Here is a 26583-nt window from a genome sequence, read left to right on the forward strand (position 1 = left end):
TTTTTACCACAAGCTGTTGCCGGTTCTTCTCGCGAGCAAATTAGCAATCGTCAGCAGCGTGACGCTAACCAAGGCTTTCGATAAGCCAATCGCCGTCGCATAAGAGTACCGGAAGTTGTCGATACCGACTCGAACCACGAATACATCCAGCGAATCCGATACATCCCTTAAGCCCGGATTGGAAGCAAGGATGAGAATATCTTCAAAGCCCGCGTTAAGCAGGTTACCAATAGCCAAGATCATGAAAATAATGACGACCGGCATAATGCAAGGCAGCGTGATGAGATACATTTGACGGAACCGGCTTGCGCCGTCCATCGAAGCAGCCTCGTATAAATGCGGATCAATACCCGAGATTGCGGCCAAATAAATGATGGAACTGAATCCGATTTCTTTCCAGACGTTCGTGGTGACCAAGATGCTCCAGAAATACTCCGGCAGCGATAAGAAGTTCACCGGCTCGTCGACGAAATTCAGCTTCTCGAGCACCATGTTCAAACTTCCGTTGTCCGTTGCGAGAATCGAGGTAACCATGCCGCCGATCACGACCCAAGACAAGAAGTGCGGCAAGTAGGTAATCGTTTGGACGACCCGTTTGAAAACCATCTTCCTTACTTCGTTCAGCATGAGCGCCAGAATGATCGGCGCCGGGAATCCGAACACGAGCTTCAGAAAACTGATGACGATCGTGTTGCGCATGACCGGGTAAAATTCCGGCGAAGTGAAGAAATCCTGAAAGTGCTTGAAGCCTACCCAATCGTTATTTAGCAGATCCGCTCCGAGCTTGTAGTTCTGGAATGCGATCAGCACCCCATACATCGGCATGTACGCGAATACAAAGATTAGTGCCAGGGCTGGCAGCACCATGAGCTGAATGTCCAGCTGCTTGAAGAACCGCTTCACCACATTGTTCTTTGGTTTTCCCAAATGCGCCGGCATTTGAATTTCCTGGCTGGCGGCAGGTGTATTCGCCATTCAAGAATCCTCCTCCTTTTTCATTGTTTGACCGCTTAAAGCGCTTAAACTTGGAGCATCAACCATTTGAAAAGGAGAACCTTACGTGATTCATTTCGGTTAAATCTCCCTCCAGTAACCGTTTCAGTTCCTTGTTGTACGTTTATTGTATCGAAGGCGCAAAAAGGGAACTATATAGCTGAGCAACGAAAAATGATAGTATTCAATTACGATGATAGAAAAAGCGACATGAACCATTCCGCGTATCATAAAAATGCGTACGTGAACTCTTCTAAAGAAGGAAACATTCGTTCTGCAGCCCTTGTTCGCCCTTGCGGCCCGCCGAGAATTAGGACGAACGCGACTATGTGCGACATGGCGTAAGACGCCTGTTCAGGACGACAGACCTAGCTAGAGCCAAGCCAATTCGTAGTACAGTATGCAGCGGGAAATTTTGCTTCATTAATACACCTTTTGGGCTCTATGCACCGTGCAATTCGGTTCGTGTAATAAAAAACAAAAACAGCTGGACGAACGCGCATCCTACGCGTTTCATCCAGCTGTTTTCTATCTCAACAGACGAGCAGATCGATCCCCTAACCGGTCGATGGCGTATTCGGCTCGCTTCCTTTTTGCCTGCGGTTGTTGTTTTCCACGGATGCTTCGTTATTTTCGGCATGGCTCGACTTTATTTGAAAAGCCTGCTGCTGTCCGGCAAAATCTTTGCTTTTACGGCTCATGACATCGCCTCCTTTACATGATTTTCATAATGATTGGGTCATTGCACGTTAGTTTGCGCGAAGGATTCCATTCATACTCCAATATTATTATCCTTTAATTTCCACAATTGATATTTATATTGTCTTTTACGAGGTAGTTCACATGCTTGGTCCGATATTTTGTTGTCGATCGTTGAAATCTGTAATAAATCGTTAGTATGTGTAATCGACGCTATATTGTGGAAGAACAACCTGTATTATATGATAAATGATATAAACGAGTCGGGCGTTTATACTCGTCAAGGCAAGTGAACCCATCACCCGGCCGTCGCATGACAAAGACGACATACAGGTTTCGACGAAAGGAGGCAACGCTGGCTGCAGAAGCCATGTCATGTAAGCGCTTAATAATCTGACTTATCAAACATTTTAAGGAGGAAAATATTGTATGACATTACGTTTCGCTGATCAAGCTCTGCTCAGAAAGATGATCGTTGCCGGCGGGGTTATGTTCCTGGTCGCTCTCTCGATGGTATTGTTCACGAACAACAAAGCATCCGCTCACGGCTACATTGAAGGACCTGCCAGCCGTGCCGCGCTTTGTAAGTCCGGCGCGAACACGAACTGCGGCCAGATCGTATACGAGCCGCAAAGTCTCGAGGCGCCTAAAGGCTGGCCGGCTGCCGGCCCTGCCGACGGCAAAATCGCGAGCGCGGGCGGCGCGTTCCCTAACCTGGATGAGCAATCCTCCACGCGTTGGAGCAAAGTAAATCTGCAAGCCGGCCCGGTTACGTTCCAATGGAAACTGACGGCTAACCATGCAACGGCAAGCTGGAAATACTACATTACGAAAGACGGCTGGGATCAAAACGCTCCGCTGTCCCGCAATTCCTTCAACCTGACGCCTTTCTGCGACATTCCTTACAACGGCGTGAAGCCGCCGACGAACTATGCAAGCAGCTGCAACCTGCCGGCTAAATCCGGCTACCATGTCATCCTGGCCGTATGGGAAGTTGCCGACACGGCTAACGCGTTCTACAATGTGATCGACGCTAACTTCGGCGGCGGCACGACTAACCCAGGTCTGGGCACGCCTACAGGTCTGGCAGCTAGCTCCGTCACGAACACGAGCCTGACGCTGTCCTGGACGGCTGTATCCGGCGCGACTAGCTACGAAGTGTACCGTAACGGCGCTCTCGTCGGCACGTCCACAACGACTTCGTTCGCGAACAGCGGCCTGACGGCCGGAACCTCGTACTCCTTCACAGTCAAAGCGAAAAACGCAACAACGACTTCCGCCGCTTCTTCCGCGCTGACCGTGTCCACGACCGGCGGCACGACGACGACAAACCCGGCTTGGAGCTCGACGGCGGTGTACCTTGGCGGCGCCAAAGTGTCGTACAATGGCAACAACTACGAAGCTAAATGGTGGACGCAAGGCGAAACGCCAGGATCCGCAGACGTATGGAAGCTGATTCCGTAAGGATGACGCGATAATAACGAAGAACCCGCCTGAATCAGGCGGGTTCTTCTGTTTGCTTAATATTCTACCCCATAAGCGGCTTAATTAACGAATAGCCGATCACGATTAACAGCAAAATCGTAATATGATTCAGCGAGAAAATAAACATCGATTTGGCCCAGCCGTCCGTTCCCATCCGGCGGTATCCCGCTAGACTGAGCACGAGCCAGCCCGCGCTCAGCACGACGGACGTGATCGCCACGAACGGGCTGAACGACCAGAACAGCAACCCGGAGAACAGAAGAAGCACCAAGTAGAAATTCGTCTGCCGGTACGTGCGCCGCATGCCTTTGACAACCGGAAGCATCGGAATGTTCGCCGCGCGATACTCCTCCATTCTGCGAATGGCGATCGCGTAGAAATGCGGCATCTGCCAGATCAGCATGAGGACGAATAGCGCCGCAAGGCCCATATGCGTAATATCCGAGCTGATGGCCGTCCATCCGATCAACGGCGGAACGGCGCCGGATAAGCTGCCTACCTCCGTGTTGTAGACGGTTCTGCGTTTGGTCCACATCGTATACGGCACGACATACAAGAACAAGCCCAAAAATCCGAATAACGCGGATAACGGCGCGGCGGCATACAACGCGGCTATTCCGCCGATCGCCATCATGATGCCGATTGCTAGTCCGCTGCCCAGACTGACCGTGCCCGTGACGGTCGGCCGGCTCTTCGTCCGCTCCATGATGACGTCGATATCGCGGTCATATACGTTGTTGAAGGCCCCTGCCGAGCCGATGACGAGCGCGGAACCAATCAGCGCCAACAAAATATTCCCGATCTCGTTGTAGAACGGGATGTCGTTCACGAGCAGTGCCATGCTTAGGCCGGCGAACATGGAAATCAGATTGGATTTAATGATGCCGACTTTTATCGTATCGAACAGTATTTTTGAAATAGACCCCGTAGACAAGTCGTAACCGGAATTGAGCCGGTTCCCCTTAATCGCGCTCATGAAGCAAACGCCTCCTAACTCCTCTTTGTACCTTTATGCTATCATAAATCGCCGCTTCCATACGCATGTTAAGCCAATCCATCATGAATCTGTCAAAATCATGTGACACTTTCGTTAAAATTAAAACCGACCCGCTCTCGCAGGTCGGCTGACATTACGCGATAAGACCGGCATGCTTCAATCCGTTGCGGATGCCGCGATCGTCGACCGAAGTCGTGACATAGTCCGCGAACGGAAGCAATTCGGGATGCGAGTTGCCCATGGCAATGCCGAGTCCGGCAAATCGGAGCATCTCCTTGTCGTTCAATCCGTCGCCGAACGCGATCGACTCCGCGACCGGGATATCCAGCTCGCGAAGCATCGCTTCCATGCCTTGCGCCTTGGAGCCGCCGTATGGCAGGACGTCCAATGCGCCGCGATGCCAGCGTATAAAGGTGAAATCGTCCAAAAGCGCATCGTAGAGCGCATCCTCGTGACTTTCGCAGTGGAGGAACAACTGGAGCACCTCGTTCGTTCTCCAAAATTCCGAATCCGTCCCCGGCAACTCCACTTTCAGCGACAGCACGGATTCCGTTACAAGCGGGCAATCGGCGCGATTTGCGAAGAAATCGTGTTCGCCCTCGTAAACGAGCGTATGTTGATGCTGCTCGGCCAAAGCCACGAGCGTTTCGATGCTTGTCCGAGGAATGACGCGTTTATACACCGTCTTGCCCCGATAGACCGCAAGCGCGCCGTTCAAACATACGAACGAATCGATCCCCAGCAGCTCCGCTAACGGTTTAATGAAATAAGGTGCTCGTCCCGAGGCGATGACCGGCTCTACGCCGGCTGCCTTCAATTCGCGAATGGCGTCGATCGTATCCTGCGGTACGACTTTCTCTTCATTCACCAGCGTGCCGTCGATATCAAAAAAAGCGATTTTGTACGTCATGCGTGCCCTCTCCCATCCATTTCTCTCGTTTGCGCCTTAGCAAACTTTTCTATAACGTACAGTATAGCATGTTTCTCGCTCGCCAACAGTACGGGACATATTTCTATGAATTTCGACCTCTATTTCCCAAGCGCATGGTATGATAGTACCAATCATCCATCCGACCAAATGAGGTAGAGAACACATGAATACAAGTCTTCGCAAGTGGAAATGGAGCTTTAATTTGTTTATCCTGGCCGTCCTGCTCACGGTGTACGCCTTCGACTCGCTGCAGAACGTATCCTACTCGCTCGTCGACTATAACGCGCGGCAGGCCGCGGAAGGCGTCGCGCCGCACGAAGATATCGTCGTCGTAGCCATCGACGAAGAATCGATTCAGACGCTCGGTCAGTTCCCTTGGAGCCGCGACGTCTACATCTCGTTCCTCCAGGCGCTCGAGCAGGAGCAGAATCGGCCCAAGGCGATCGCCTTCGATATTCTGTTCACCGATCCGGGCGAGGATCCGCAGATCGATGCCGATCTGGCGGCCGAACTTCGCAAGCACGATAACGTCATCTTGCCTTCCTACATTAATACGGAGAACGCATTCACGCGGACGACGATCGCCAACAAATCGGCTCCGCTGCAAGCCCAAGAAATCGTGAAGCCGATCCCGGAATTCAGCGAAGCGGTCCATCCTGCTCACATTAACCGGCTGTTAGACGACGATGGCGTCATTCGCAGAACTTGGCTGCAAATCGAGACCCCGGAGGGCAAGATCCCATCGCTCGCGTTCCAAGCGGCGAAAATGTACGGCGCGGACGTCGATCACTTCCTCGGCTATTCCGATCCCGGACCGAACCCGCTGTCAGAGGTCACGATTCAATACGTCAGCGATGCGAACGGATTCATGACGATTCCGTTTTCCTATATATTGACCGGCGACGTGCCGCTGGAGAATTTCAAGGATCGCATCGTCCTCGTCGGCTACACGTCGGCCGGGGTCACCGATGAAGGCGTGACGCCGATCGAGAAAAGCATGAAGCTTGTCTATGCGCATGCGAATATCGTGAATCAGCTGATCAACAACGTTCATATTCAAGTGATCCCGCCGTGGGTTGATCTGGCCGGCATGCTGGTCCTCTATGTACTAACGCTGTTCCTGGTCTGGCGCTTCCGCTCGATCTGGGCGCTGCTCTACTTCGTCATCGGCCTCGCGCTGCTGCTCGGCGGCCAATATTACCTGTATCCGCATCATGTTGTCTTGACCGTCACGTACACCATGTTCGCGCTCGTCCTGACGTTCCTTGTGAATATCACGATCAAGTCTTTCGCCGAAAGCCTGCAAAAAAACTTCATCACCAAGCAATTCGGCCGGTACATCTCGCCCGTTCTCGTTCAGAAGATCGTCAAGGACAATATCGAGATCGAGCTTGGGGGCGTCAGCAAGGAAGCGACGATCATGTTTCTGGATATTCGCGGTTTTACCGGACTGTCGGAGAAGCTGACGCCTGAAGAAGTCGTCGACTTCCTGAATACGATGTTCAACTTTATCACGAAGACGACGCTCGACAATCACGGATCGATCGACAAGTTTATCGGCGATGCCGCGATGATCATTTTCAATGCGCCGCTGGACGTGAAGGAGCACGAATATTATGCGGTCAAGACCGCACTCGAGATCCAGCAGGGCATGGTCGCCATCCGGCAGTCGATCTTCGAGAAACACGGCGTAACCGTCAACGTCGGCATCGGCATCAACACCGGCACCGTCGTCGTCGGCAACATCGGCTCCTTCCTCCGCATTGACTATACGGCCATCGGCGATAACGTCAATATCGCGGCTAGGATCGAGTCCAGCACAACGGCCGGGCAAGTGCTCGTCTCCGAATCGACGTATGAGGCGACCAAATCGCATTTCCGCTACGAATACGTCGGCGAGAAGCTGTTCAAAGGCAAGAGCAGTACGATCAACGTCTACGAACCAACCGGCCCGATCGGCGAGAGCGGAGTTCACGATTCGGAATCCTAATCCGTCCACTTCCGAAGTAATCGAGCGTCTCGTCATAGGAAAAAAGAACCTGTCCGCTGCATGCGGCAGGTTCTTTGCTTATTGCGCTCCTTGCATCTTTACACCTTAAATGCCCGTACCGCTTCCTGCAGCTCCTGCGCCAGCTTGCTCAAATCCTCGGCCGAGGCGGCAATCTCCTCCATGGACGCATTCTGCTCCTGCGCGGCCGATGCCACGTTGCCCGTGCTGCCCGCCGAATCGCGCGCGATGCGCGTTACGCCGTTCACCGTCTCGGCTACGCCCTTGGAGCTGGCGAATACTTGCTCGACGATCGCGGACACTTCCTGCGATTCCGCCGCGACCTGCTCCACCGAGCGCACGATGTCGACGAAAGCTTCGCCCGTCAAGCGAACCATGTCGATGCCGGATTTGACGACGGTCGTTCCGTCCTGCATGGAACGCACCGCCTGCTCCGTGCTATCCTGCATATCCGCGATCAACGTGCGGATCTGCGCGGCTGCTTTGCCCGATTGCTCCGCCAGCTTGCGCACTTCTTCGGCGACGACCGCGAATCCTCTGCCCTGTTCGCCCGCGCGCGCCGCTTCGATCGCCGCGTTCAGCGCGAGCATGTTCGTCTGGCTGGAAATTTCGGTAATCATCTGAACGATGTCGCCGATCTCCGTGGACTTATCGCCCAGCATATGAATGACATCGGCGGTCTGGCCGACCGATTGTTGAACCTTGTTCATTTGCTCGACGGCTTGGACGGCCACCACGCTGCCTTGCTTCGCCTTCTCCGTCGTGGAGATCGTCAGATCGGCGACATGCTGAATCGAGGATGCCGCCTGGTTCATCCCGCGCGTAATTTCGTCGATCGCCTCTGCCGCTTCGGTAGCCCGCATCGCTTGCTGTTCCGCGCCGCCGGCGATGTCCTGGATCGAACCGGCAATCTGCTCGGTTGCCAGACTCGTCTGTTCCGCGCTAGCCGCAAGCTCCTCCGATGCCGCGCCGACTTGAAGCACGTTCTGGCTCGCCTGCCCGATCAGCGCACGCAGATTTCCCTTCATCTGGTTGAACGATTTCGCCAGCTCGCCGATTTCATCGTCGAATTTGGTCGTCATGTCATCGCCGGTGAGATCGCCGTCCGCGATCCGGCGTGCGCCGTCGCGAATGCGGATGACGGGTCTGGTTACCATGCGGGTGAACAGCACGCCGATGAACATGGAGATCAGAATCGACACAATGGTCAGGAAGAGCAAAGTCGTTTTTATATTCGCGACCGATTCCGAGTTCTCGATATTGCGATTATTCAGTTCGTCAATCTGGAATTGCGTTATCTCGTCCGCGGTCGTCCGAATTTCGCGTGCGATCGGAATGATTGTTTCCGAAGCTTTCTTGATAGCCGCCTGTTGATCCGGCTGCTTGAGCTGAATGACTTGCTCCACTTCCGACTTGTACGAAGCGTTGAGTGTTTTCAGCTTGTTCAAAGCTTCGGCAATTTCTGGGATCCGTACTAATTGGAGCGTATCCTCAATATTCGCATCGAGCGCTTGCATGGCATTGTTTACCGTGTCATTGCCGCCTGTTTCGCCCAGAAGAACGGCGCGAAGTCCGGAGATTTCCTGCGATGCGTTCACCTGAATCGACTTCGTATTGAAGACGATAGCGGCTTTGCGGTCGATAAGATCCGAATAAGACTCGTCTACATTCGACAAATTAGAATATGACACAAAGCTGATCGTTCCCATCAGCGCGGATAGAATAAAAAATCCGGTTTGAAGTTTTGCGCCAACTGACATTTTCACTCGTTATTTTCCCCCTGTATATGAAATCTCGTGATGTTGACGTCGAAGTCCTTCCCTTCATCGTGGCTTAGTCATCTTAGCGTATCCTTGCGTCCCAATGGGCAGGGAATTACAGGCATGCTTCGCGGTTCATGAACAAAATCGAGCGGGAGTGATACTTCGCGCGCATGTGGGTAATTAGTGGATGAGCACTTGGAAATCATTATCGAACGTTCTGCAAAGGAGTGGATCACCATGACAGTCGCGGAGAAACAGCAATTGCAGGCTAAAATTCTCGAGGCGATGGACAAGCATCGGATCGCAGCATTCGCCACCGTTGAAGGCAACAAGCCAAAGGTTCGGTATATGGCCTTATTTCACGACGGCATGAATGTATATTTGGCGACGGACCGCAAGACGCACAAAGTCGAAGAGCTCCAGCAAAACCCGAATGTATCGCTGCTGCTCGGCTATGAAGCCGGTTCGGCGCCGCAAGTCGTCGAGCTGGAAGGCACAGCCTCGATCACGAAGGACGACAGCCTCCGGCAAAAGCTATGGAACAAAGAGTTATCCAAGTGGTTCGAAGGTCCGGATGACCCGAACTACGTCATTCTAGATATTCAGCCATCCGTCATTAATTATTATGACGAGCAAGGGAAGCCTCAACGCTGGACGCCATAACACGAAAAGCCGTATGCCAACGCTGCAAAACACAGCGGAAGCTTACGGCTTTCGTGTTTGTAACACAACCTTTATTGCGCCCGGTTATACGTCATGATGGCGATATCGCCATACGTCTCGGTAGCGGCTAATCGGAAGCTCACGGATTTCGTGCCGGCCGGGAATAACGGAATGCCTTGGCCCAGCACGGTCGGAATGATTGCGATCTGCATTTCGTCGATCAAGTCGCGCTCCAGGAACAACCGCACGATCTCCCCGCCTCCTTCTAGCCATATATGCCCCTGAGAAGTTTGCCTAAGACGCTCGATTAACTGCTCCGGTGGTTCGGAAGTGAACTCGACCAGCCCCTCGCTCGGGCGCGCCGTTCGGGAATACACATAACAAGGTTTGCCCGCGTACATCCATGTATCCGATAACCCCAAACAGATGTCATAGGTAGCTCGACCCATAATAATCGAACCTATGCCTTCATAGAACTTTCCGTACCCGTTGTCCCCTTCGCCTGCCACCTCTTCCAGCCAGTCCACCGATCCGTCTTCTCTCGCAATGTAACCGTCCAAGCTCATGGCAATGTACAAAATCGTTTTCTTCTTCGTCATCGATTATCGCTCCCTTCATAGGTTTATGCTATCATCGAACTATGACAATAGTTGACGTAATTAAGCGAGGGGATCATGATGAACGGCAGAAGGCTTGCGCTCATGCAAATTCTGGATTCACGCAAGAAGTATACGGCCCGCGAATTGGCCGAACGGTTCGGCGTCTCGATGCGGACGATCCAGCGCGATCTGGATTATTTGCAGACGATCGGGGTGCCGCTCTACGCCGAGGTAGGCGCGGGCGGCGGCTATCGTGCGCTGCCGAACCGGCTCATGCCGCCCTTGCAGCTCAATCAATCCGAGGCGCTCGGCCTATTCATGCTGCTCCAGCTGCTGGAACTCGTGCCCGACTTCCCGTATGGAGAGATTCGAAGCCACTTGGCCGATCATTACTATAGTTCCCTCCCCCTGGATACGAAGGAGCAGATCGACCGAATCGGCGACCACCTGGCGTTCATCCAGCGCGCTGCCGTCATTCCTGCGCCATGGACCACCCTCATTCTGGAAGCCGCCATGGAGAAGAGACGGCTGTCGTTCGACTATTCTTCTTCGGGCGGCATAAAAATAACCCAAGCATTCCCGCTTGGGTTGTATTATGAGCAAGGTTGCTGGTACGTGCCCGCCCTCAAAGACGAGCGTACGCTTCTCTATCGCGCGGACCGGATGCACAATGTATGCAAACTCGACGCGACATTGCCCGAACTTCAGACGATGAAAGAATGGATGAAACAGGAAGACGACCGCGAACGCGTGCAAGTGTCTCTGCAGTTCACGCCATTCGGCGCGCGTGTCGCACAGACCGATCCGGATTATGACCTCATTACCGATGACAGATGGGAAGGCTTGGTTCCGCATCAAGAGCTGCCGTTCTTGGCGCGCAAACTGCTGCGGTTCGGTCCCGAGGTGCGCGTGCTGCAGCCGCCGGCGCTTCGCAGCCTCGTTGCCGGACTGCTGCGCCAGGCAGCCGAGCAATACGCGCATGACGAGGATGTCACGTCATGAGCAAATGAGCTGCAATATAGCGAGGCTGCTAGTCGGCAATCCTAATGAATTTAACGTTGCGTCGATTGAGCTAGGGGAAGACGCGATGCGCTGCTCGTTATCCTTGCTGCTTCGCGATCCGCTGCTCCAATCTGCGCACCCGCTCGAATGTGGCGCGCAGCATGCCGATCCCGATCCCGGGATGCAGCTGGATGAGCTTCGACATCGCCTGGCCGTCGATCGTCAGCTGCCGAAGCCTGGGCTCGGCGGCGATTCCGTTCGCGGTTGCCAGCGTCCCGTAGAGCGAGGAGGATTCGCCGTATACATAGCGCGGACCAAGCCGGGCGATGATCTCTTGGTTATTGCCGGCGGTAAGCTCAACGGTGCCTTCCATGATGACGCCCATTGCCGTGTTCGGCTGCCCCATCGTGAATAACCGTTTCCCCGCCGGTATGATTTCTTCTTCCGCGATCCCTGCCACATAACCGAGTTCTTCAAGCGTCAGGCCTTTAAAGAACGGAACCTCTTTCAAAAACAACACTTTGTCCAGCATGCCCAAAAGCTGCCGCGGCTCGTTCATCTCCACACTCTCCTTTCGCTCCAGCGCATCCGCCGTGATCAAACGCAGCCACGGATCCCGATCCGCCGACATGCGTCCGATCATCGTCTGCATGCCGGCATCGGTCATCTCCGCATGCGCCAGCTCATCCCAATCCGACAGCAATAGCAGAATCGCCGATGCCAACCGCTTGTCGCCGGCGCCTTCAGCCAGCGCCTCCAGCCCGTTCTCGCGCACCTCCTCGTCCGCGTCTTCGGTCGCTAGGCGAATCGCCCGCATCACGTCCTCCTCGCCAAGCCGATCCATGACCGCCCAACAGCCGCCAAGCACGAATTTGCGCAACTCGTCGCTTCGCATGGCCGCCAGATCCGCGAGACCTTGATGGCCTCCGGCATGTAGCGCGGCCGCAAGCGCCCTGCTAGTCCGGAGATAATCGGCAGCTCCCATCGTCAGCGGCACCAGCAGTTCGCGGATTCTCGCCTCGTCGAGCAGGACGGATAGCGCCCGCACGGTCGCATTCCATGCTTTCATCGGAAGCTCGCTAACATACAGCAGGAGCGGTTCAACCGCCTCCTCGCCCATTCGAGCGAATGCCTCCACGGTCGTCTCATGCAAGGCCGGTTCTGCAAATTCCAGTCCTTCCAAGAGCCACGGAATGACCTCCGTATGCTTCAAGGCGCCCATGCAGCTGATCGCTTCGGCCCGCACCGCCGGATCCGCGTCGCCGAGCAACTGCTCGACGTCGGGCAAGAATTTCACTAACCCAAGTTCCGCGATCGTGCGGCACATATATACGGCGGGCTCGCCCATCTCGTCCAAGTAGCGCCCGATCACTTCGTAGCACGCCTCGTAACTCGGCTCGCTGCCAAGGGCATGCAGCGCTTTGATCGCTTCGGCCACGACCTTCGGATGCGAATCGAGCAGCTTGAGCCGGATGAAATAGACCGACTGATGCGAGAGGTGCTTCGCGGTGCCAAGCAGCTTCGCCGCTTGAGCGCGCACTTCGTAATCGTCGTCCTCCAGGAACGCCGCTATGCGCACGAGCGTCTGCAGCCCCGCCTCCTCCAGCCGCATGGCCCGCAGCGCGGCAAGACGCAGACGCGCGCTCGGATCGTCGGCGAATCGGAGCAGTTCCGGCAAATACGTCGGCTGACCCAAACGTCCGATCAGTTCAAGCGCGAGCTCGCGGGCGTAATCGTTCTCGTGACGAAGCAGCGTTTGAAGTACTGCATCCGAACGCCCCTGCTTCACGAATTCATCCAACGCCGAGACGAGATCCTCTCCTTCCTCCGTCATCGCCTGAACGGTACGTACGAGCTGCCGGATATACAGCTGCCTGCCGATGAGCGCAAGGATGACGAGAAGGACTGAACCGATCGCGCCCGTCCAGACGAGCACAGCCCATGACAAGCCCGCTCCGGCATGCAAATATTGCAGCAGGGCACCGAGCAGAATGCCGCCCGAAGCCGCGATTCCCTGCGCGATGTAACGGTAACCATCCCGTTCCTGCATCGGCAGCAGCTTGAAGAACATTTGATTCGCCGGTTCCGCGAAATAATAAAGCAGCAAATACACGAACATGTATCCGGCGGACAACGTATACAGCAGCATATCTAACCCAAGCGTCGCCCCTACCAGCACGAAGCTGGCGGCGAATACCGCGGCGATCGCCGCCAGCATGCTGCTCGGCCCGAGCGCGTTCATCAGGCGTCCCGAGACGAGCTGAAGCAGCAGCGCGAACGTGAACAGCAGCGTCGTTACTTTGCCGAAAAATGCCGCGAAGTCGGTCTCGTCCGGGTAGAACCGGTGCGTTTGCGACAAGAATGTGTATTCCATCAGGAAATAAAGCGCGGGCATCAAGGTCATAATAGCCACCGCGCAAAGCAGATACGGCGATTGGAACACTCGCTTGAACATCAGCATCGAACCGGCGCCCTCGGTTTGAGCAGCCCCCTTCGCGGCGCGTTCTTCTTTCAACGTCAACGGAACGAGATACACCGAGATCGCCCGCCAATAGTTGAACGACCCGGCAAGCAGCAGCAGCGGCGCAAGCATATACACCGCGTCGGCGCCGAGCGACCGGCTGACGGCTTGACTAATCAATCCGGCCGCGATCCCGCCGAGCGCCGCGCCGGATACGAAGACGGGCATGACCCGCTTCGCCTGCTGGGTCGGACAGAGATCGATCGCCAAGCTCCACAGCAGAATTGTCTGCTGCCGGACGACGAAGCTGGACGTCAGGAATAAGAACGGATAATAGAGGCCAAAGTCGAGTCCGGTCAATCGAATGGTCAAGAGCGCGGCCGCGTTGAGCGTCACGATCGAACCCATCACGACGTACATCGCTCGCATCCACTGCGGCTTCGGCAGCCGGTTCGCAAGCCAGGACATCAGCCACGCTTCCAGAGGCAGGATGACCGCTTCTGCCGCGTATACGTAAGGTAAGTACTCGCTGCCGAACCGGTCGTTGAATAGCGTCATATAACCGTTATAGTTCAACATTTCGGAGATGCCGCACAGAAAAAATATCGGCGTCATCATCGCCAGCTTGCGCCGGTCCTCGAGTTTGACGCCGATCCATCTCAACAACGCATTTATCATCATCGATGCACCTGTCGCGCGATTACAGCTTCAAATAATAAACAAGCCGGTCTTCGCCTTCAAAATAATAGTCCTTCATTCTTCCCGCGACCTCGAAGCCATGCCGCTCGAATAGGCGGCGGATCGGCAGGTACGAGTCCAGATCGCAAGTATACGTGATAATGTATCGCGCTCCCCTGCCGCGCAGAAGCGAAATCATGTCTTCGATCAGCAACGATCCGATGCCGTCCTTGCGGTACGACTTATGCACGACGATATAGTCCCAATAGTAGCCGCCCGTCCGCTGTTCGTTCTCCATGAAGCTATTGACGCCGATAATGCCGTCCTTCTCGCAACCTACGTAACGATATATATAATCGCCGTCAAGCGCGCGCAACGGGTTGTTTCGAAAATGTTCGATTTCGCCCGGCGTGTGCCGCGTATCGTCAAACGAGCGGTCAGACAGGAAGAACGCGGTTATATTAGCCGCGTCCTCCTTCGTCCCTAATGATTGTACCTGATAGCGATCCTTGCTCATGATGTTGGCTCCCTCTTTATCTATGAAACGGCTAGCGTGCCGTTCCAGTCCGCCGCAGTGCCCTGTTGATAGTATTCATCGCAGAGATAGAAATATAATTTGGCCGCCTTATCCTGCCGATTCCATTTGATTACTTCCACGAACGTCTCGCGGGCATCGAAGAATCGTCCTTCCTGATACAGGGCGACGCCGCGCTCGAAGAGCGCTTTGGTCTTGTCTTTACCGAGCCGCGCCGTCTCCTCGTCGCCTTCGTAAATGTCGTACAATTCCAGCGGAAGCTCCTTGCTATCCAGCTGTATGCGGCCCAGCCACCGGTATTGGAATCGCTCCGGCGCTTCCATCGTCTCGAGCGCCGTGCGCGTAATGAGGATCGAGGCGCCAAGTTGCTCCGACGCTTCTTCCAATCGCGTGGTCAAGCTGACATCGTCGGAGATGACGTTGCTCTCCATGCGGGACTCTTCGCCGATAATCCCCATCATGAGCGCGCCCTTGTGAATGGCGATGCCGAGGTCGACCGGCGGATAGCCCGACTTGCGCCGGTGGCCGTTATACACGATGAGCTCCTTGCGGATCGCGATCGCCGATTGGATCGCATCCTCCGTCCGGGAAGGAAACAGCGACATGAATCCGGCGCCCAAATAGCTGCTGATCAATCCCTCTTCCTTGCGCACGAGCGGACCGAAACGACTTAGGAAGGAGTTCATGAAGTTGAAGTTTTCCTTCGGCGTCAGCCGCTTGGTCATGTCATAGAACGAGCGGATTTTGGCGACCATGACGACCATGTTCTGCTGTACCTGGTCGCCTAGATGGACGTCCAGTATCCCGCGTTTGCCCAAATACTTGATGACCTGTTGCGGAACGAACCGGTACGACGCTTCGCTGAAATCGGTGATGTCGCGAATGTACTGCCGAATATGACGAACCATGAGATTGAATTGCTCGCCCAAGTCCGCGACTTCGTCACGGGAGCGAATCGACACTTCGACGTCCCAGTTGCCATTCGTTATTTCCGTTACGCTCCGGCGCAGCTTGCGCAGCGAAGCGAGCAAGAAGTAGGACGAGACCACGAAGACCAGCAGAATGAGGAACGTAATTAAGATGATCTGCCGGATGACGCTGTCGAAGATGCGGCCATTCTCCTGGTTCAGCACGTTGCGGTCTCGGCCGGTCTCGAAGATGCCGACGACCGTGCCCTCCGAGTTATAGATCGGCGCCAGCGCGTACGTCCACTGCCCCTCCGCGTCGTCTGTCGAATTACTGCGGATCTGGCCCTGTTCCAGCACGGCCAAGTTCTCGGGCGTCAGCTCATATGGTTTGAACATATTGATGCCGTCGTTATCGTCGGTGATGATATACAGCTTGCCGTCCTCGTACTTGTACACCGTGCTGTACAAGCCGCGTCGGTTCTCGCTGTTCTCGCCTTCGAACAGGATGTTCATCCGTTCTTTAATTTGAAGGTAATCATAGTTCATATAGTCGTTCGGCGACGTCAACCGCTCCAGCTGATCGCCGTCGATGATGTACTTGCCGCTCTGCGCCAGCACCGACAGCTCCCGCTGCATCTCTTCTTCCATCTTGGCCGAGAACGATTGATAGATGGAATTGGAGAGCAGCACCATGGAGATGGCGATGAGCGGCACGAAGGCAACCATCTGCTTCAAGAAGAACGAAATACGCCGGCGCATGACATGCACGTAGGTTAGTCGTAGCGCAAGCGCGACGAGCGCCACAGCCGCAACCGCAGCCGCCCATACGAGCCAATGATGCAATCTCTCCTGCCCGTTGAACTTGATCTGGTCCACCGTCCGGACCGGGTCGCCGGCGGCCGTCGCTTCCACCAGGCGATCCGCCAACACGTAGATGCCGGCTTGCTCGCCAATCTCGTAATCGGCCAGCTCCCCGGCCGCGCTGATCTCGGCATGAGCGAGCGTCTCCAGCGGCTGGTGGGCGGACGGCCTCAGTCTCGTAACCGTATTTTGCGCCCGGTCGATGAACGTCACGCTGTCGCGTTCGCCGAGTTTAAGCCGCTCCGGGAAGTTCTTGCGCGTCGACGACATCACCGTCGTCGGATACAGCTTCGTGCTCTGGCCGTCATCCCCGACGCGATAAATCGCGCCTCGCCTGGTCGCGTAATAAATCTGACCCGGCTCGTGGCCGGCGATCTCGGATATGTATCGGTCCGGCGGAAGCGTGAAGGCGAACGGCTGATCCCACTTCCCCGTGGACAACATCATTCGCTTTTGTTCGACGCCCGAAGTGCCGGAGATGAAGAACGAGAGCTCGTCACCGTTCACCTGCAGCGCTTTAATTTGACCGATCCGCTTGCTCTTCCGGTCGCCCTTCCATTCGAACAACTGGCGTTCCAGCTTCCCATCCTTCGTATATCGCAGGATGTGCTCCGAGATGACGTACAGTCCGTATTCGTCCAACTGCGTATCGAGAACGTACAAACGCCCTTCCCCGTCAACGGCGAGCTCCGTATAGATGCTCGGCGCGGCCCCGCTTTGCGGATCCTTGTTGATTTGGAACAGTCTCCGCCCTTCCGCATCGAACGCTTCGATCCGCTGCTTCTCCTCGCTAATGACATATCGGCCGCCGCTGCCGTCGCTCGCCGATGCCGACACGTTCGATAGCGGCGTCGCGGATTGGAACGGGCTGGATTGCAGCACTTCGCGATTGACGAACAAAAACATGGCCAACGAGGCGAGAACCATCGCCACGATGCACAGCCAAACTACGCCTCTGGTGGACGGCTGCGCCGGCATTCTCTTCTTCGTATTCGGTTTCATATGCCAATTGCTCCATTTCGAATCGGTTCTATTATCTCCTTCTATACTACTACAAATAAGTAGGCCGCAACACTTAAACTTTCCTTCATTCGCCATAATCCGACATCATCTCTTGATGGTTTAATTTGCTTTATAGTACTATTATTAATAGTAGAAACGAAACGGAACGCCGTTCCAAGAGGAGAACAAATATATGGGACAGTTAGTCTGTCAAGGCGCGATGCTGCAATGCTCGTTCGGCGCGGCCCCAAGCACGCTGAACGTGCTGCCCGCGAACCGCGTCCTAACGTCGACGCCGATCGCGAATATCATGGATAACAAACCGATGATGAATATCTTGCCTTTCGGGATGTGCCAATCGTTGGCCAACCCGACCGTCGCTTCGGCAACGGCGGCCGCGTTCGGCGCGTTAACGCCTATGCCGTGCATCCCGGTCACGGCCGCGCCGTGGGCGCCCGGCTCGCCGACCGTGCTGGTCAGCAATTTCCCGGCGCTCAACAATTCATCCAAATGCATGTGCAACTGGGGCGGCGTCATACAAGTCGCGATGCCCGGCCAGTTCACGATCCAGGTGCCCTAATGAAAATGATCGAGCAATTCCTCAAACCATTCATCAATCCGATCCGCAAACGAGTGCTCGCTCCGCTCCGGCAAGCGAAGCAATTGCCGAAGTTCATTATGGCTTGGCTTCAGAAGTTCGTGCGCGGCATTCTCAATCCGAAAGATCAGTCGGTCAAGAACTATTTCCCGCTCGGACGGTTCTACATCGCCAAGAAGCTGGTCGTCATCATTTTGCTGATCGCGCTGGTCATCGTGTACTTCGGGTTCATCAAGCCGCCTAAATTCGTGAACAAACTGTTCTCGCGCACCCCGACGATCGAGGCCTCTTCGAAAGCGGCGGAAGGCTTCACCGGCACGGCCAAAGTCGAGAATGCCGAAGGTCGGCTTATCTATGAAGGACCGCTAGCCGAAGGCATGTACGAAGGCGCGGGCGTCCTCTATGACGGCAACGGCGCCGTGATGTATCGGGGCGATTTCGCGAAAGGCCTCAAGGAAGGCAGCGGCACGCTCTACGGCGCGGACGGCAGCGTGATCTACAAAGGCGCGTTCGCGCTGGATCAGTATGCCGGGGCCGGCATTCTCTACTATCCCGGAGGCAAGCAAGTCAAATATGAAGGCGACTTTGCCGCCGGCAAGTTTGAAGGTAACGGCACGCTCTATGACGAACAAGGAAACATGGTGTATACGGGCGCATTCCTGCAGGATAGCTACGCAGGCGCTGGAAAATCCTTCGATCAAGGCGGCAAGCCGAGGTATGAAGGAAATTGGAGCGGCGGCGTCTATGAAGGCGAAGGCAAGCTGTTCCGCAAGGACGGCAGCGTAGAATTCGAAGGGCTGTTCAAGAGCGGCGCGCTCGCCGGCGAAGGCACCGAATATTATCCTTCCGGCGCGGTCAAGTACAAAGGGCTGTTCCAGCAGGGCAAATACAGCGGCGCAGGCACATTGTCGGACGAAACCGGAGCGGCATTGTACACCGGCAATTTCCTAGGAGGCGTCGCGAACGGCGACGGACAGGCATTCGCGAGCGGCGGCACGCTCCTGTATGCCGGCAAATTCAAGAACGGCGTCTATGATGGCGTCGGCACGATGCACGATCAAGACGGCAACCCGTTCTACAAAGGCTTCTTCAAAAGCGGCAGCATTCATGCACAGGGGTTCCTGGACCAAACGCGCAAGAAACTGCTCGATGTGCTAGGCGAGCCGGACCCGCCTGCCGAAGAAACGGCGGAAGAAGAACAACCGGAAGAATCGGCGGAAACGCCGGAAGATAGCCCGGCAAGCGACGATGCCGAAGCGGCGACGAACGGGAACGAGACGAATCCAAGCACGACGCCGACGATTCCGCAGACACCGGTCTTAACGCCTTCGCAAGATAACGCCGACACGGACGCGTCGAGCGGCACCTCCCCAACTTCGCCATCGCCGCCTCCGATTAGCACAGGAGATGAAACTGGCGATCCGTCGGGCACGACGGATGACGGCACCGCGAAACCGGCCAGCTGGCAGAACGCCTTGTTCGGCGGCTCGGTTCGGCTAGCCAGCAGCGGGGATAACCCGGAGAATGACATCAACGAGATGGACGAGATCGATCCGGGCAGCGATACGCCGGCGTCGAACGCCGCCAAGGATGCAACGGCGAAGGATGCGGAGAACGCCGATCCGGGTGCTGTCGCGCCGCTCGGTTCGTCCCCTAATTTGCTCGTATATGGCGCGTTCCAGATGTCGTTCGTTATGCAGGCCGACGAAGCAAATCCGGAGGAATCGTACGTATCGGAGATTAATCTGTGGAATAAACCGGTCATCGCCGAGATATTGAAATTGACCGAAGCACAGAAATTGAAAGGTCAAAAAGCGACGCTCTCCGCGGACAAAACGGTCGTCATCTACTTATGGGGTAACGATATACTCACCTTTACGTACCTCAAAAACAAGCCGCAACCGGTTCGGCTGACGATTGTCAAGACGCTGAGCAGTCAGCGCTAACCTTCATCATCTCCTTCCACTTTATCAACTACGTTCATATGCCTTCAGCTGCCTTCTCTTGCCTTCGCGCGAGAGAAGGTTTTTTTCTCTGCGCATGACGCGGATTGGACTGCGTTCACTGAGGATACCGAACGTCGGGATCGTCTTTAATTACAGCTTCAAGAAAGACCAAAAAACCGTGCAGCCCATAGGCCGCACGGCGTTATAACGTCACTTATTCGGAATGATGGCATTAGCAAGACGTAGTCCTCTATTCCAGCTTTCGCATGACTTACTTTCCCGACAAGTCTTCCTCTTTGGCTGCCGCGGCTTCTTTCGTGGCCGCCTTGGCCGTAGAGACGACCGCCGCGGTCTCGGCGCCGGGCAGCTTTTTGAATGCCCACCAGCGAAGCTTGATCGCCGACGCTTCCGTCGCTTGACTGAGCTTCATGCCGATCCGGAACGCCCCTTTGGCCGGATAAACGATCGTGCCGAACGTGACGTTCGGCAGCGGCGACTCGAACTCGCTCCCTTTGAAGACGTCGGCGTTGCCGTAATACACTTGGTCGCCGGATTGGAGCAAGTCGCTGGTCACATGGATATCTTTCTCTTCCAGTCCGACCTGCACGTAGAATTGACCGGCGCCGAGCGTAGACGCGATTTCTTCGGTCACGTAGCTTTTCTGTCCCCGGCTAAAAAAGTACAGGCCGCTCTTGTTACTTGGTTCGAGCTCCACCGTTACCGTCCCCGTGGCGATCTCGTCCTGGATATGCTGCGGCTGCGGCACGCCAAGCTTGAACGTGAACTCGCTCCGGTCGGGGTTGAAGTCGACATTGAGCTCCGGCTTCGAGCCGTATGGCAGCTCGGTCGCCTCGGATTTCGTGAAGAACCGGCTGTCCGCATCCTGACCGCCGAAGCCCCCGATTCGCTGCAGCAGCGACGGATTGTGCACGAACTCCCCGAATGGCACGCGTTCGACCTTCTCGATCATGTAGGTCGGTCCCATTTTCATCAGGCTGATCTTGGCCAAGCAGATGCTTTGCTCCGCCATGCCGTCCAGCGATTGATCCAGCGTCCGTTCGAAATAATCGCGCAATACCCGCTCGGGAACCCGATCGTGAATGAGCTCGACTTCATGACGCGGGTTAGCGTCGACCGCGACCTTCGCGTCGCCGATCGTCAGCTTCACGCTCTCGCGCAGAATGCGCAGCGCCGCTTTGCCGCTGGCGGGATTACCGGCTTTGACCGCGTATTTGAACGTATATTCCGTATCGCGTCCGTCTCCCGGATCGGCAAAGGCAACATGGCGGTTGCTTGCGCCGATCGGCGACAGCGCGTCGCATTCGTAGTCGAATTCGATCGCGATCTTCGGCGTCTGCAGCGTCTTCTCGATGACGAGCGTCACGTCGGTCACCGAGTCGGGATTCAAATACTTCGGCATGCGCTGGTAGATCCGGACATGTCCGTCCTGGTAGATCGGCGCGATCGTCTCCGTCAGCCGCACGTATTCGAACGAAGCCGGATCCGGCGCCTCCTCGGTCACGAACAATCGGTAGCTCTCGAGAATGCGGTTATATTCGCTGACTTCCTCCGACCGCACCGCCGAATTGGCGATCGCATGCACCGGTTCCTTGCCCTTCTCGTCATAAGCGACGTATAAGTAGACATTCTTCATGTATTCGTTGTTCGTAAAGCCGTCGATCATGGACAGCTTCTGCGTAACCGGCGACGGGATGACGATCTCCCGGCCGGCATAGTCGATCGCGACGCCCATCTCGACCGTGACCGATTTGTCGTCCACCGCCACGACTTGCATACCGGATACGACGCCGCTTCCCGTCGTCAGCCGATTCAGCAGCCGGCGCTTGTCGTTCGCGTATTTCTGTTCCGATTCAAAGTCGCGCACCGTCAATAGCTTGCCATAGAAATAACGGTTCCGCTCGAACGGGTAATACCGGCTTCTCTTCACGCTCTCCACCCCTTGATCAATTTAAGCAGCAGGTTTGACGGCATCCTGCCAGGCTCCCCTATTCCAGCTCCGAATCCAGTCCCAGTCGCGTATGCGAATCGAGTCGCCGGTCTCGATCGACATCGACGAGCAGCGTATCGCTCGGCATGGAACGGTCCGGATTTAGCGTCAGCAGCGAAGGCTCCGTCAGCACCGTATTCAGCTCCAAGTACGTATGCATATCCAAGTACATCCACGGCTGCAGCACGACCAGGCGGGCTTCGGTAAAAGCGGGCTTTTGTTCGTCCAGCATGCGCTGCAGCATGAGACGCTGCTTCTCGGTCGGCGCCTGCTCCATCGTCACGAGGACGGAGAAGCTGCTCGGATTCATGCCGTACAGCAAATCGGTAACCGCTCGCAGGTCGGCCGATTCGCGCATCGCTTTATATTGGAAATATTCAATAATATGCGGCTTGCGGCCCGTATAAATGTCAACCATCGTTTCGATGCCCTTTCGCGTGCCGCGATAGCGATAAAGCTGCGGCGCTTCTTGGATGAATCGCCGGATCTGCGCGTCCGTCCAATGCTCGTCGACCTCGATGCCGAGCCAGCTTCCGAGCCAGCGCAGCGCAGGTCCCGCGACCAAGTCGCTATCGAACCGTCTTGGCAAATCGGCGATATCCGACTCGACGCGATCGAACATGGAACCGAAGAGCGCGAGGAACCGCTCCATGAAGCCGCCGGGATCCTGTTGGTACATCGCGGGCAAGTAGGACAGATACGTCAGTCTCGGGAAGTAGACGCGAAGCCGGTTCAGCCGCGGCGTCTTGCGCTCGCTTCCTATCCACTCGAGCTTCAGCCACATGTAGCGGCCTTTCGCCTCGAAGAACAGCGCGTCTTTCGGATTGATGACCGGCTCGGACCACATCTCCGCCAGCAGTCTATTTTTCTCCCGAAGACTAAGTGCAGGGTCGCGGAGGAGCGCATCCACGTTGACGATTCGCCCATTGATCACCAGACTATCCCGGTCCGAGCAAAAGTAGGACAGCCGAAGCTGCGTCTCGTCGGGAATGTCGGCGTCAAGCTGCATTTTGTGCCAGACCGTCTCCGCTTCGCGGCTATCGAGCGCAGGCATGAGCAGGAGCCCCTCCAGCATGCCGCTCTCCTCGTTCTCGAGCGTTCGGCGCTGCAGCTCCAACACCGTAATCGTGGCGCGCTCCGCCTCGGCGTTCAGAATGTACATCCGGTCCCGGTCGCCGAAGATCAGCTTATCGGCTTTGCCCCGGAAGCCCGGCACTTTGTTAATCCACTCGCCCGTCTCGCCCAGATTCAGAATGAAGCGGTCGTCCTCCCCTTCGTCGTCCACATGGCGAGAATCCCCGATGTAGAGCTGATTGCGGGAGTCGATCGCCAGCCCCGCGAACTGCAGCGAAGGCAAATAGATCCGGGAAGGCGAGTCTCCGTCGTGCGGAAAGCCGACCAGAAAGTGACCGGCGGCATCGAACACGAATACGTCCTGCTTGGACGAGACGGCCAAATAATAGCGGTAGCGCAAGCGACGAACGGGTACTTGTTCTTTCGTCCGCCATTTGTCGTCTTCGATAACGGCTACCACGTCGCCGGCCTTGCCGATCTGGACGATGCCCATCCGTCCGCCGGCCGGAGAGATCCACTCGCCTTGGTCGGAGCGCACGGCGTCGAGCGGCGTAACCACGTAGAAGAAGCGGTCGTCCGAAGCGGCGGCAAGCGGCAGGATCGGCATGCCTTGCAGGTCGCCGAAGCTCCAATACGTCTGCGAGTTGGATACCGAATAAGCCGCGAGCGATTGTTCTCGCTCCATGTCGCCCACGAGCAGCATCTCACCGGATGCGGCCAACAAGGCTTGATGGCCGAACAATCCATGTCCGCCCGGGAAGAGACGCTCGTGATGCCGATTCTCTTGGTCGTACATCCAGACGTCGCCGCTCTCGTCCAGCACGTACAGCCGACCGTATGGTCCGATGGCGAAATCGCGTACGTCCCGGATCCCGTCCAGACCGCTCAATTGAACCGTGCTGCGGATGCCGTATTTATACGTCTGCCCGATGCGCAGTCCGTCTTTGGACCATTCGAGATTGCTGGTCTGGCCGTTTGCCCAGTCCGTTTCCTTGTTGAAGGAAAAATATAACGGGTCGCGTTCCAGAGACGCTCGCCTCCTTTCTTATGCGCGGATGACGGATTAAGCTAGACGTTCAATCGGCTGATGAGTTCGATCTCATGCTCGCCCGAGTAAACGAGGCCGTACGGCGGAAGCGCGATATCGCCCGATGGCGTCCGGTTCCACTGTTTGCCGTCCGCGTCCAACCACAGTTCCTGGATGTAGCAGACGCCGTCCATCGCGTTCATGATGCTGTACAGGTCGCTCTTATGAACCGTTCGGCCGAAGGTCCAGCCGGGAGAGCCGTCTTTGCCGTCAAGCGGCTTGAGCAGCTTGTTCAGGGCCGCCGCAACCTTCCCGTGCTCGTCGACGAAATGCGGCTCCACGACGATAACGGCATGCACGGTTATCCGAATGTAAGCCGGCGGAATAACGTGCGTCTCCGTCGTGATCAACCGGCGGTCGTCCAAGTGCCTCTTCACGGTTTGCAGGAATCCCGCGCTCGGCTTCGGGGTCAATACCGGACTGGCGGGCACGACGACGACCGTCAGTTGACCCGGAGATTGCTCCCGCGGATAATCCGCCAATCCCTTCGTATACAGCGGCAGCGCCTTCACGCGAGCGACGCGTACGCCGGGCGTTCGCCGGACGATAAATTCCGTATCCTCGGCCGTCACCGCGCGGAACGGCCGCGCGAGCTCGCCGCGGACCCGATCGATGCACGCTTCGATCGTTTCGCGCTCCGTGCCGCCGCGAGCGTACTGATGGTTGGTTACTTGCAACCCCCGGTCCGCATAGAAGTCATCTGCGATCCGGTCGATATAATGCGGCTTCACGTTGCCGCGGCTGCCGCCGCCATACGCGCACGCGACGATGCAAATATTCGGCTTCTCGCTTGCCGTCGGGACGAGCCCGCGCTCGTTGTCGCCGAAACGCAGCTCTTGCGCGGCTTCGTCCCAGACGTAGTGGCGGTCGGAAGCATCCGAGGCGTCGAAATCGTCCACCTCGATCCAATCCTCCCACTGCCATTGATCGTCCCGGAGCTGCCCGATTTGGAGCCGGAACCGGCCGTTCTGCAGCGGATGATCGTATACGGCCACTTTCTGCCCCGGAAGTCCGTTCGTCATGCCGATCAAGCGCTTATCATTCAGCTCGTCCGAATAGGCGATCACGCGCAGCAGCGGTTTGCCCGCCATGGACGCGGCCGTCTCCGCCGCGATCCCTTCTACGATGACGGTAATCTCGCCCGCTTCCGGTTGCCGAATCAATCGGTATCCGGCGGTTACGCGCGGCATGTCGTCCGCATAATCGAAGGCGCTATCGCTGCCGCTTCGAGGCAGATCCGTCCATTGTCCGCGTTCGTTCGCGAGTTGAACCCGCAGCGACCCGTGAACCCCCAGATGGGAGCTAAGCCGGATCGATTGTTCCGCCTTGCCGTTGCCCTTTGTATCGTACAGGACGACATGCGTATCCTGCTGGACCGCCTGAACCGTATTCAGGGCAATATGCTCGATCCGGGGGGGACTCTCGTAGCCGTCTTCTTCGATCGTGCAGCAGATCCAGCACCGTCCGCGGTCGTTGGCGGGATGCACCATCACCTGGCGCATCGGATGCGGAATCCGGATCGTGATCGTGCCGCTATACATCAGCTGCAGCGTCTCGTCCCGCACGATATCGAGCGGCAGCCAAGCCGATGGCCGAACGGCGCCGAGACCGGAAGCATCCGATACGGCAAGGTCGGCCTGATTCTCCGTGCCGTAGAACTTCCACGATACGGCCGCCGACGGCACCACCTCCTGCTGCGGATGGCGGGCGGGCACGAAGGTCGTCCCTTCCTCCTCGGCAAGCGTCACCGAAATCGTCAGCTCGTCCCCTGCGGCGAGCTCGCGGTCGAAAGCCATGTAGAACCGGTTGCCCGCTCTGGCATCCGCGCCGAACGCGAAGAAGGAGACCCCTACGTTGTCGTTCGTGGACGTATAATCATTGGCTTCCCTGTCGGTACGCACGATGATGCGGTCCAGCTTGGCCGGATGCAGCACGATGCGCTCGACCGTCTCGAACCGTTGATCGATCCCGTCCAGCTTCGTCCCTTCGGGCAGCATGAGCGAGCGGTCCAGACCGCTGAAGCTGACCGCCGCCCTCGCTCTGCTCGGAAGCTTCGGCTTCGTGCCGAGCAGCTTCAGGAACTTAAGTTGGATCCGCAGCGGAACGCGATTCATGTAGAACTGCTGCATCTCGGTTAGCCAAGCGAACATTTCGATGAGCGTGATGCCCGGATCATGGGCGTTCTCGTCCGTCCAGTCCGGCATCCACTTCGGAATGGCGCGTCTGGCTTCCTGCACGATCTGCTCAAATTTGCGATCATCCAAATTCGGGGATGGCAGCATGCC

18 protein-coding genes are annotated in these 26583 nt (G+C 56.4%); 6 read left to right on the forward strand and 12 right to left on the reverse strand.

Going from position 1 to position 26583, the window contains the following annotated elements; translation table 11 throughout:
• Positions 1-3: 3 nt before the first annotated feature.
• On the reverse strand, positions 4-939 hold the full coding sequence (locus tag BCM02_RS03780) for an ABC transporter permease (RefSeq protein ID WP_246183217.1): 936 nt from the start codon (positions 937-939) through the stop codon (positions 4-6).
• Positions 940-1550: 611 nt separating this feature from the next.
• Positions 1551-1694, reverse strand: coding sequence for a hypothetical protein (locus BCM02_RS35135; protein WP_187434007.1), 144 nt, complete (start codon positions 1692-1694; stop codon positions 1551-1553).
• A 427-nt stretch (positions 1695-2121) separates the two neighbouring features.
• On the opposite strand from BCM02_RS35135, the gene BCM02_RS03785 reads away from it, so the two are divergent.
• Positions 2122-3156, forward strand: a complete 1035-nt coding sequence (locus BCM02_RS03785; protein ID WP_148927691.1) for a lytic polysaccharide monooxygenase — start codon at positions 2122-2124, stop codon at positions 3154-3156.
• A gap of 64 nt (positions 3157-3220) precedes the next feature.
• Here the strand turns inward: BCM02_RS03785 and cyoE are convergent, their stop codons facing one another.
• Positions 3221-4153, reverse strand: a complete 933-nt coding sequence (cyoE, locus tag BCM02_RS03790; RefSeq protein ID WP_148927692.1) for a heme o synthase — start codon at positions 4151-4153, stop codon at positions 3221-3223.
• A gap of 154 nt (positions 4154-4307) precedes the next feature.
• Positions 4308-5084 carry a Cof-type HAD-IIB family hydrolase gene (locus BCM02_RS03795; RefSeq protein WP_148927693.1) on the reverse strand — a complete coding sequence of 259 codons (777 nt, stop codon included), beginning with the start codon at positions 5082-5084 and terminating at the stop codon, positions 4308-4310.
• Between the two features lie 184 nt (positions 5085-5268).
• Between BCM02_RS03795 and BCM02_RS03800 the strand changes: the two genes are divergently transcribed.
• A complete protein-coding gene (locus tag BCM02_RS03800; protein WP_148927694.1) occupies positions 5269-7095 on the forward strand; it encodes a CHASE2 domain-containing protein in 1827 nt (608 codons plus the stop codon).
• 98 nt (positions 7096-7193) lie between these two features.
• On the opposite strand, the gene BCM02_RS03805 is transcribed toward BCM02_RS03800, so the two are convergent.
• The gene (locus BCM02_RS03805; protein ID WP_246183218.1) at positions 7194-8873 is read right to left on the reverse strand and encodes a methyl-accepting chemotaxis protein; all 1680 of its coding nucleotides are present in this window, start codon (positions 8871-8873) and stop codon (positions 7194-7196) included.
• 240 nt (positions 8874-9113) lie between these two features.
• Here BCM02_RS03805 and BCM02_RS03810 point away from each other — a divergent pair, with 240 nt between their 5' ends.
• On the forward strand, positions 9114-9539 hold the full coding sequence (locus BCM02_RS03810; protein ID WP_148927696.1) for a pyridoxamine 5'-phosphate oxidase family protein: 426 nt from the start codon (positions 9114-9116) through the stop codon (positions 9537-9539).
• Between the two features lie 71 nt (positions 9540-9610).
• Here the strand turns inward: BCM02_RS03810 and BCM02_RS03815 are convergent, their stop codons facing one another.
• Positions 9611-10138 (reverse strand): dihydrofolate reductase family protein, encoded by a 528-nt coding sequence (locus BCM02_RS03815; protein ID WP_148927697.1) that lies wholly within the window; start codon positions 10136-10138, stop codon positions 9611-9613.
• A gap of 75 nt (positions 10139-10213) precedes the next feature.
• Here BCM02_RS03815 and BCM02_RS03820 point away from each other — a divergent pair, with 75 nt between their 5' ends.
• Positions 10214-11140 (forward strand): helix-turn-helix transcriptional regulator, encoded by a 927-nt coding sequence (locus tag BCM02_RS03820; protein ID WP_342791296.1) that lies wholly within the window; start codon positions 10214-10216, stop codon positions 11138-11140.
• A 97-nt stretch (positions 11141-11237) separates the two neighbouring features.
• Here the strand turns inward: BCM02_RS03820 and BCM02_RS03825 are convergent, their stop codons facing one another.
• From BCM02_RS03825 to BCM02_RS03835, 3 genes are read right to left on the reverse strand one after another with little or no spacing between them, the layout of a single operon-like run.
• Positions 11238-14279 (reverse strand): Npt1/Npt2 family nucleotide transporter, encoded by a 3042-nt coding sequence (locus tag BCM02_RS03825; RefSeq protein ID WP_187434008.1) that lies wholly within the window; start codon positions 14277-14279, stop codon positions 11238-11240.
• 22 nt (positions 14280-14301) lie between these two features.
• Positions 14302-14796, reverse strand: coding sequence for a GNAT family N-acetyltransferase (locus BCM02_RS03830; protein WP_148927699.1), 495 nt, complete (start codon positions 14794-14796; stop codon positions 14302-14304).
• A gap of 20 nt (positions 14797-14816) precedes the next feature.
• A complete protein-coding gene (locus BCM02_RS03835) occupies positions 14817-17585 on the reverse strand; it encodes an adenylate/guanylate cyclase domain-containing protein (protein ID WP_187434009.1) in 2769 nt (922 codons plus the stop codon).
• A 193-nt stretch (positions 17586-17778) separates the two neighbouring features.
• Between BCM02_RS03835 and BCM02_RS03840 the strand changes: the two genes are divergently transcribed.
• Positions 17779-18165, forward strand: coding sequence for a DUF4280 domain-containing protein (locus BCM02_RS03840; RefSeq protein WP_148927701.1), 387 nt, complete (start codon positions 17779-17781; stop codon positions 18163-18165).
• A gap of 5 nt (positions 18166-18170) precedes the next feature.
• Positions 18171-20129 carry a hypothetical protein gene (locus BCM02_RS03845; RefSeq protein ID WP_187434010.1) on the forward strand — a complete coding sequence of 653 codons (1959 nt, stop codon included), beginning with the start codon at positions 18171-18173 and terminating at the stop codon, positions 20127-20129.
• 271 nt (positions 20130-20400) lie between these two features.
• Here BCM02_RS03845 and BCM02_RS03850 read toward each other — a convergent pair whose 3' ends face one another.
• From BCM02_RS03850 to BCM02_RS03860, 3 genes are all read right to left on the reverse strand, one after another.
• The gene (locus BCM02_RS03850) at positions 20401-22077 is read right to left on the reverse strand and encodes a hypothetical protein (RefSeq protein WP_148927703.1); all 1677 of its coding nucleotides are present in this window, start codon (positions 22075-22077) and stop codon (positions 20401-20403) included.
• A 58-nt stretch (positions 22078-22135) separates the two neighbouring features.
• Entirely contained in the window at positions 22136-24100 is a 1965-nt protein-coding gene (locus tag BCM02_RS03855) for a phage tail protein (protein ID WP_148927704.1), read from the reverse strand.
• 179 nt (positions 24101-24279) lie between these two features.
• The gene (locus BCM02_RS03860; protein ID WP_148927705.1) at positions 24280-26580 is read right to left on the reverse strand and encodes a putative baseplate assembly protein; all 2301 of its coding nucleotides are present in this window, start codon (positions 26578-26580) and stop codon (positions 24280-24282) included.
• Positions 26581-26583 lie beyond the last annotated feature (3 nt).

This window comes from Paenibacillus methanolicus, assembly GCF_008124765.1.
GTDB lineage: Bacteria > Bacillota > Bacilli > Paenibacillales > Paenibacillaceae > Paenibacillus_Z > Paenibacillus_Z methanolicus.

Coding starts and splice junctions, on each gene's coding strand:
- BCM02_RS03845 (WP_187434010.1), top strand. CDS start 18,171: ATGATCGAGCAATTCCTCAAACCATTCATCAATCCGATCCGCAAACGA.
- BCM02_RS03840 (WP_148927701.1), top strand. CDS start 17,779: ATGGGACAGTTAGTCTGTCAAGGCGCGATGCTGCAATGCTCGTTCGGC.
- BCM02_RS35135 (WP_187434007.1), bottom strand. CDS start 1,694: ATGAGCCGTAAAAGCAAAGATTTTGCCGGACAGCAGCAGGCTTTTCAA.
- BCM02_RS03835 (WP_187434009.1), bottom strand. CDS start 17,585: ATGAAACCGAATACGAAGAAGAGAATGCCGGCGCAGCCGTCCACCAGA.
- cyoE (WP_148927692.1), bottom strand. CDS start 4,153: ATGAGCGCGATTAAGGGGAACCGGCTCAATTCCGGTTACGACTTGTCT.
- BCM02_RS03860 (WP_148927705.1), bottom strand. CDS start 26,580: ATGCTGCCATCCCCGAATTTGGATGATCGCAAATTTGAGCAGATCGTG.
- BCM02_RS03825 (WP_187434008.1), bottom strand. CDS start 14,279: ATGATAAATGCGTTGTTGAGATGGATCGGCGTCAAACTCGAGGACCGG.
- BCM02_RS03780 (WP_246183217.1), bottom strand. CDS start 939: ATGCCGGCGCATTTGGGAAAACCAAAGAACAATGTGGTGAAGCGGTTC.
- BCM02_RS03820 (WP_342791296.1), top strand. CDS start 10,214: ATGATGAACGGCAGAAGGCTTGCGCTCATGCAAATTCTGGATTCACGC.
- BCM02_RS03805 (WP_246183218.1), bottom strand. CDS start 8,873: ATGTCAGTTGGCGCAAAACTTCAAACCGGATTTTTTATTCTATCCGCG.
- BCM02_RS03800 (WP_148927694.1), top strand. CDS start 5,269: ATGAATACAAGTCTTCGCAAGTGGAAATGGAGCTTTAATTTGTTTATC.
- BCM02_RS03815 (WP_148927697.1), bottom strand. CDS start 10,138: ATGACGAAGAAGAAAACGATTTTGTACATTGCCATGAGCTTGGACGGT.
- BCM02_RS03795 (WP_148927693.1), bottom strand. CDS start 5,084: ATGACGTACAAAATCGCTTTTTTTGATATCGACGGCACGCTGGTGAAT.
- BCM02_RS03810 (WP_148927696.1), top strand. CDS start 9,114: ATGACAGTCGCGGAGAAACAGCAATTGCAGGCTAAAATTCTCGAGGCG.
- BCM02_RS03785 (WP_148927691.1), top strand. CDS start 2,122: ATGACATTACGTTTCGCTGATCAAGCTCTGCTCAGAAAGATGATCGTT.
- BCM02_RS03830 (WP_148927699.1), bottom strand. CDS start 14,796: ATGAGCAAGGATCGCTATCAGGTACAATCATTAGGGACGAAGGAGGAC.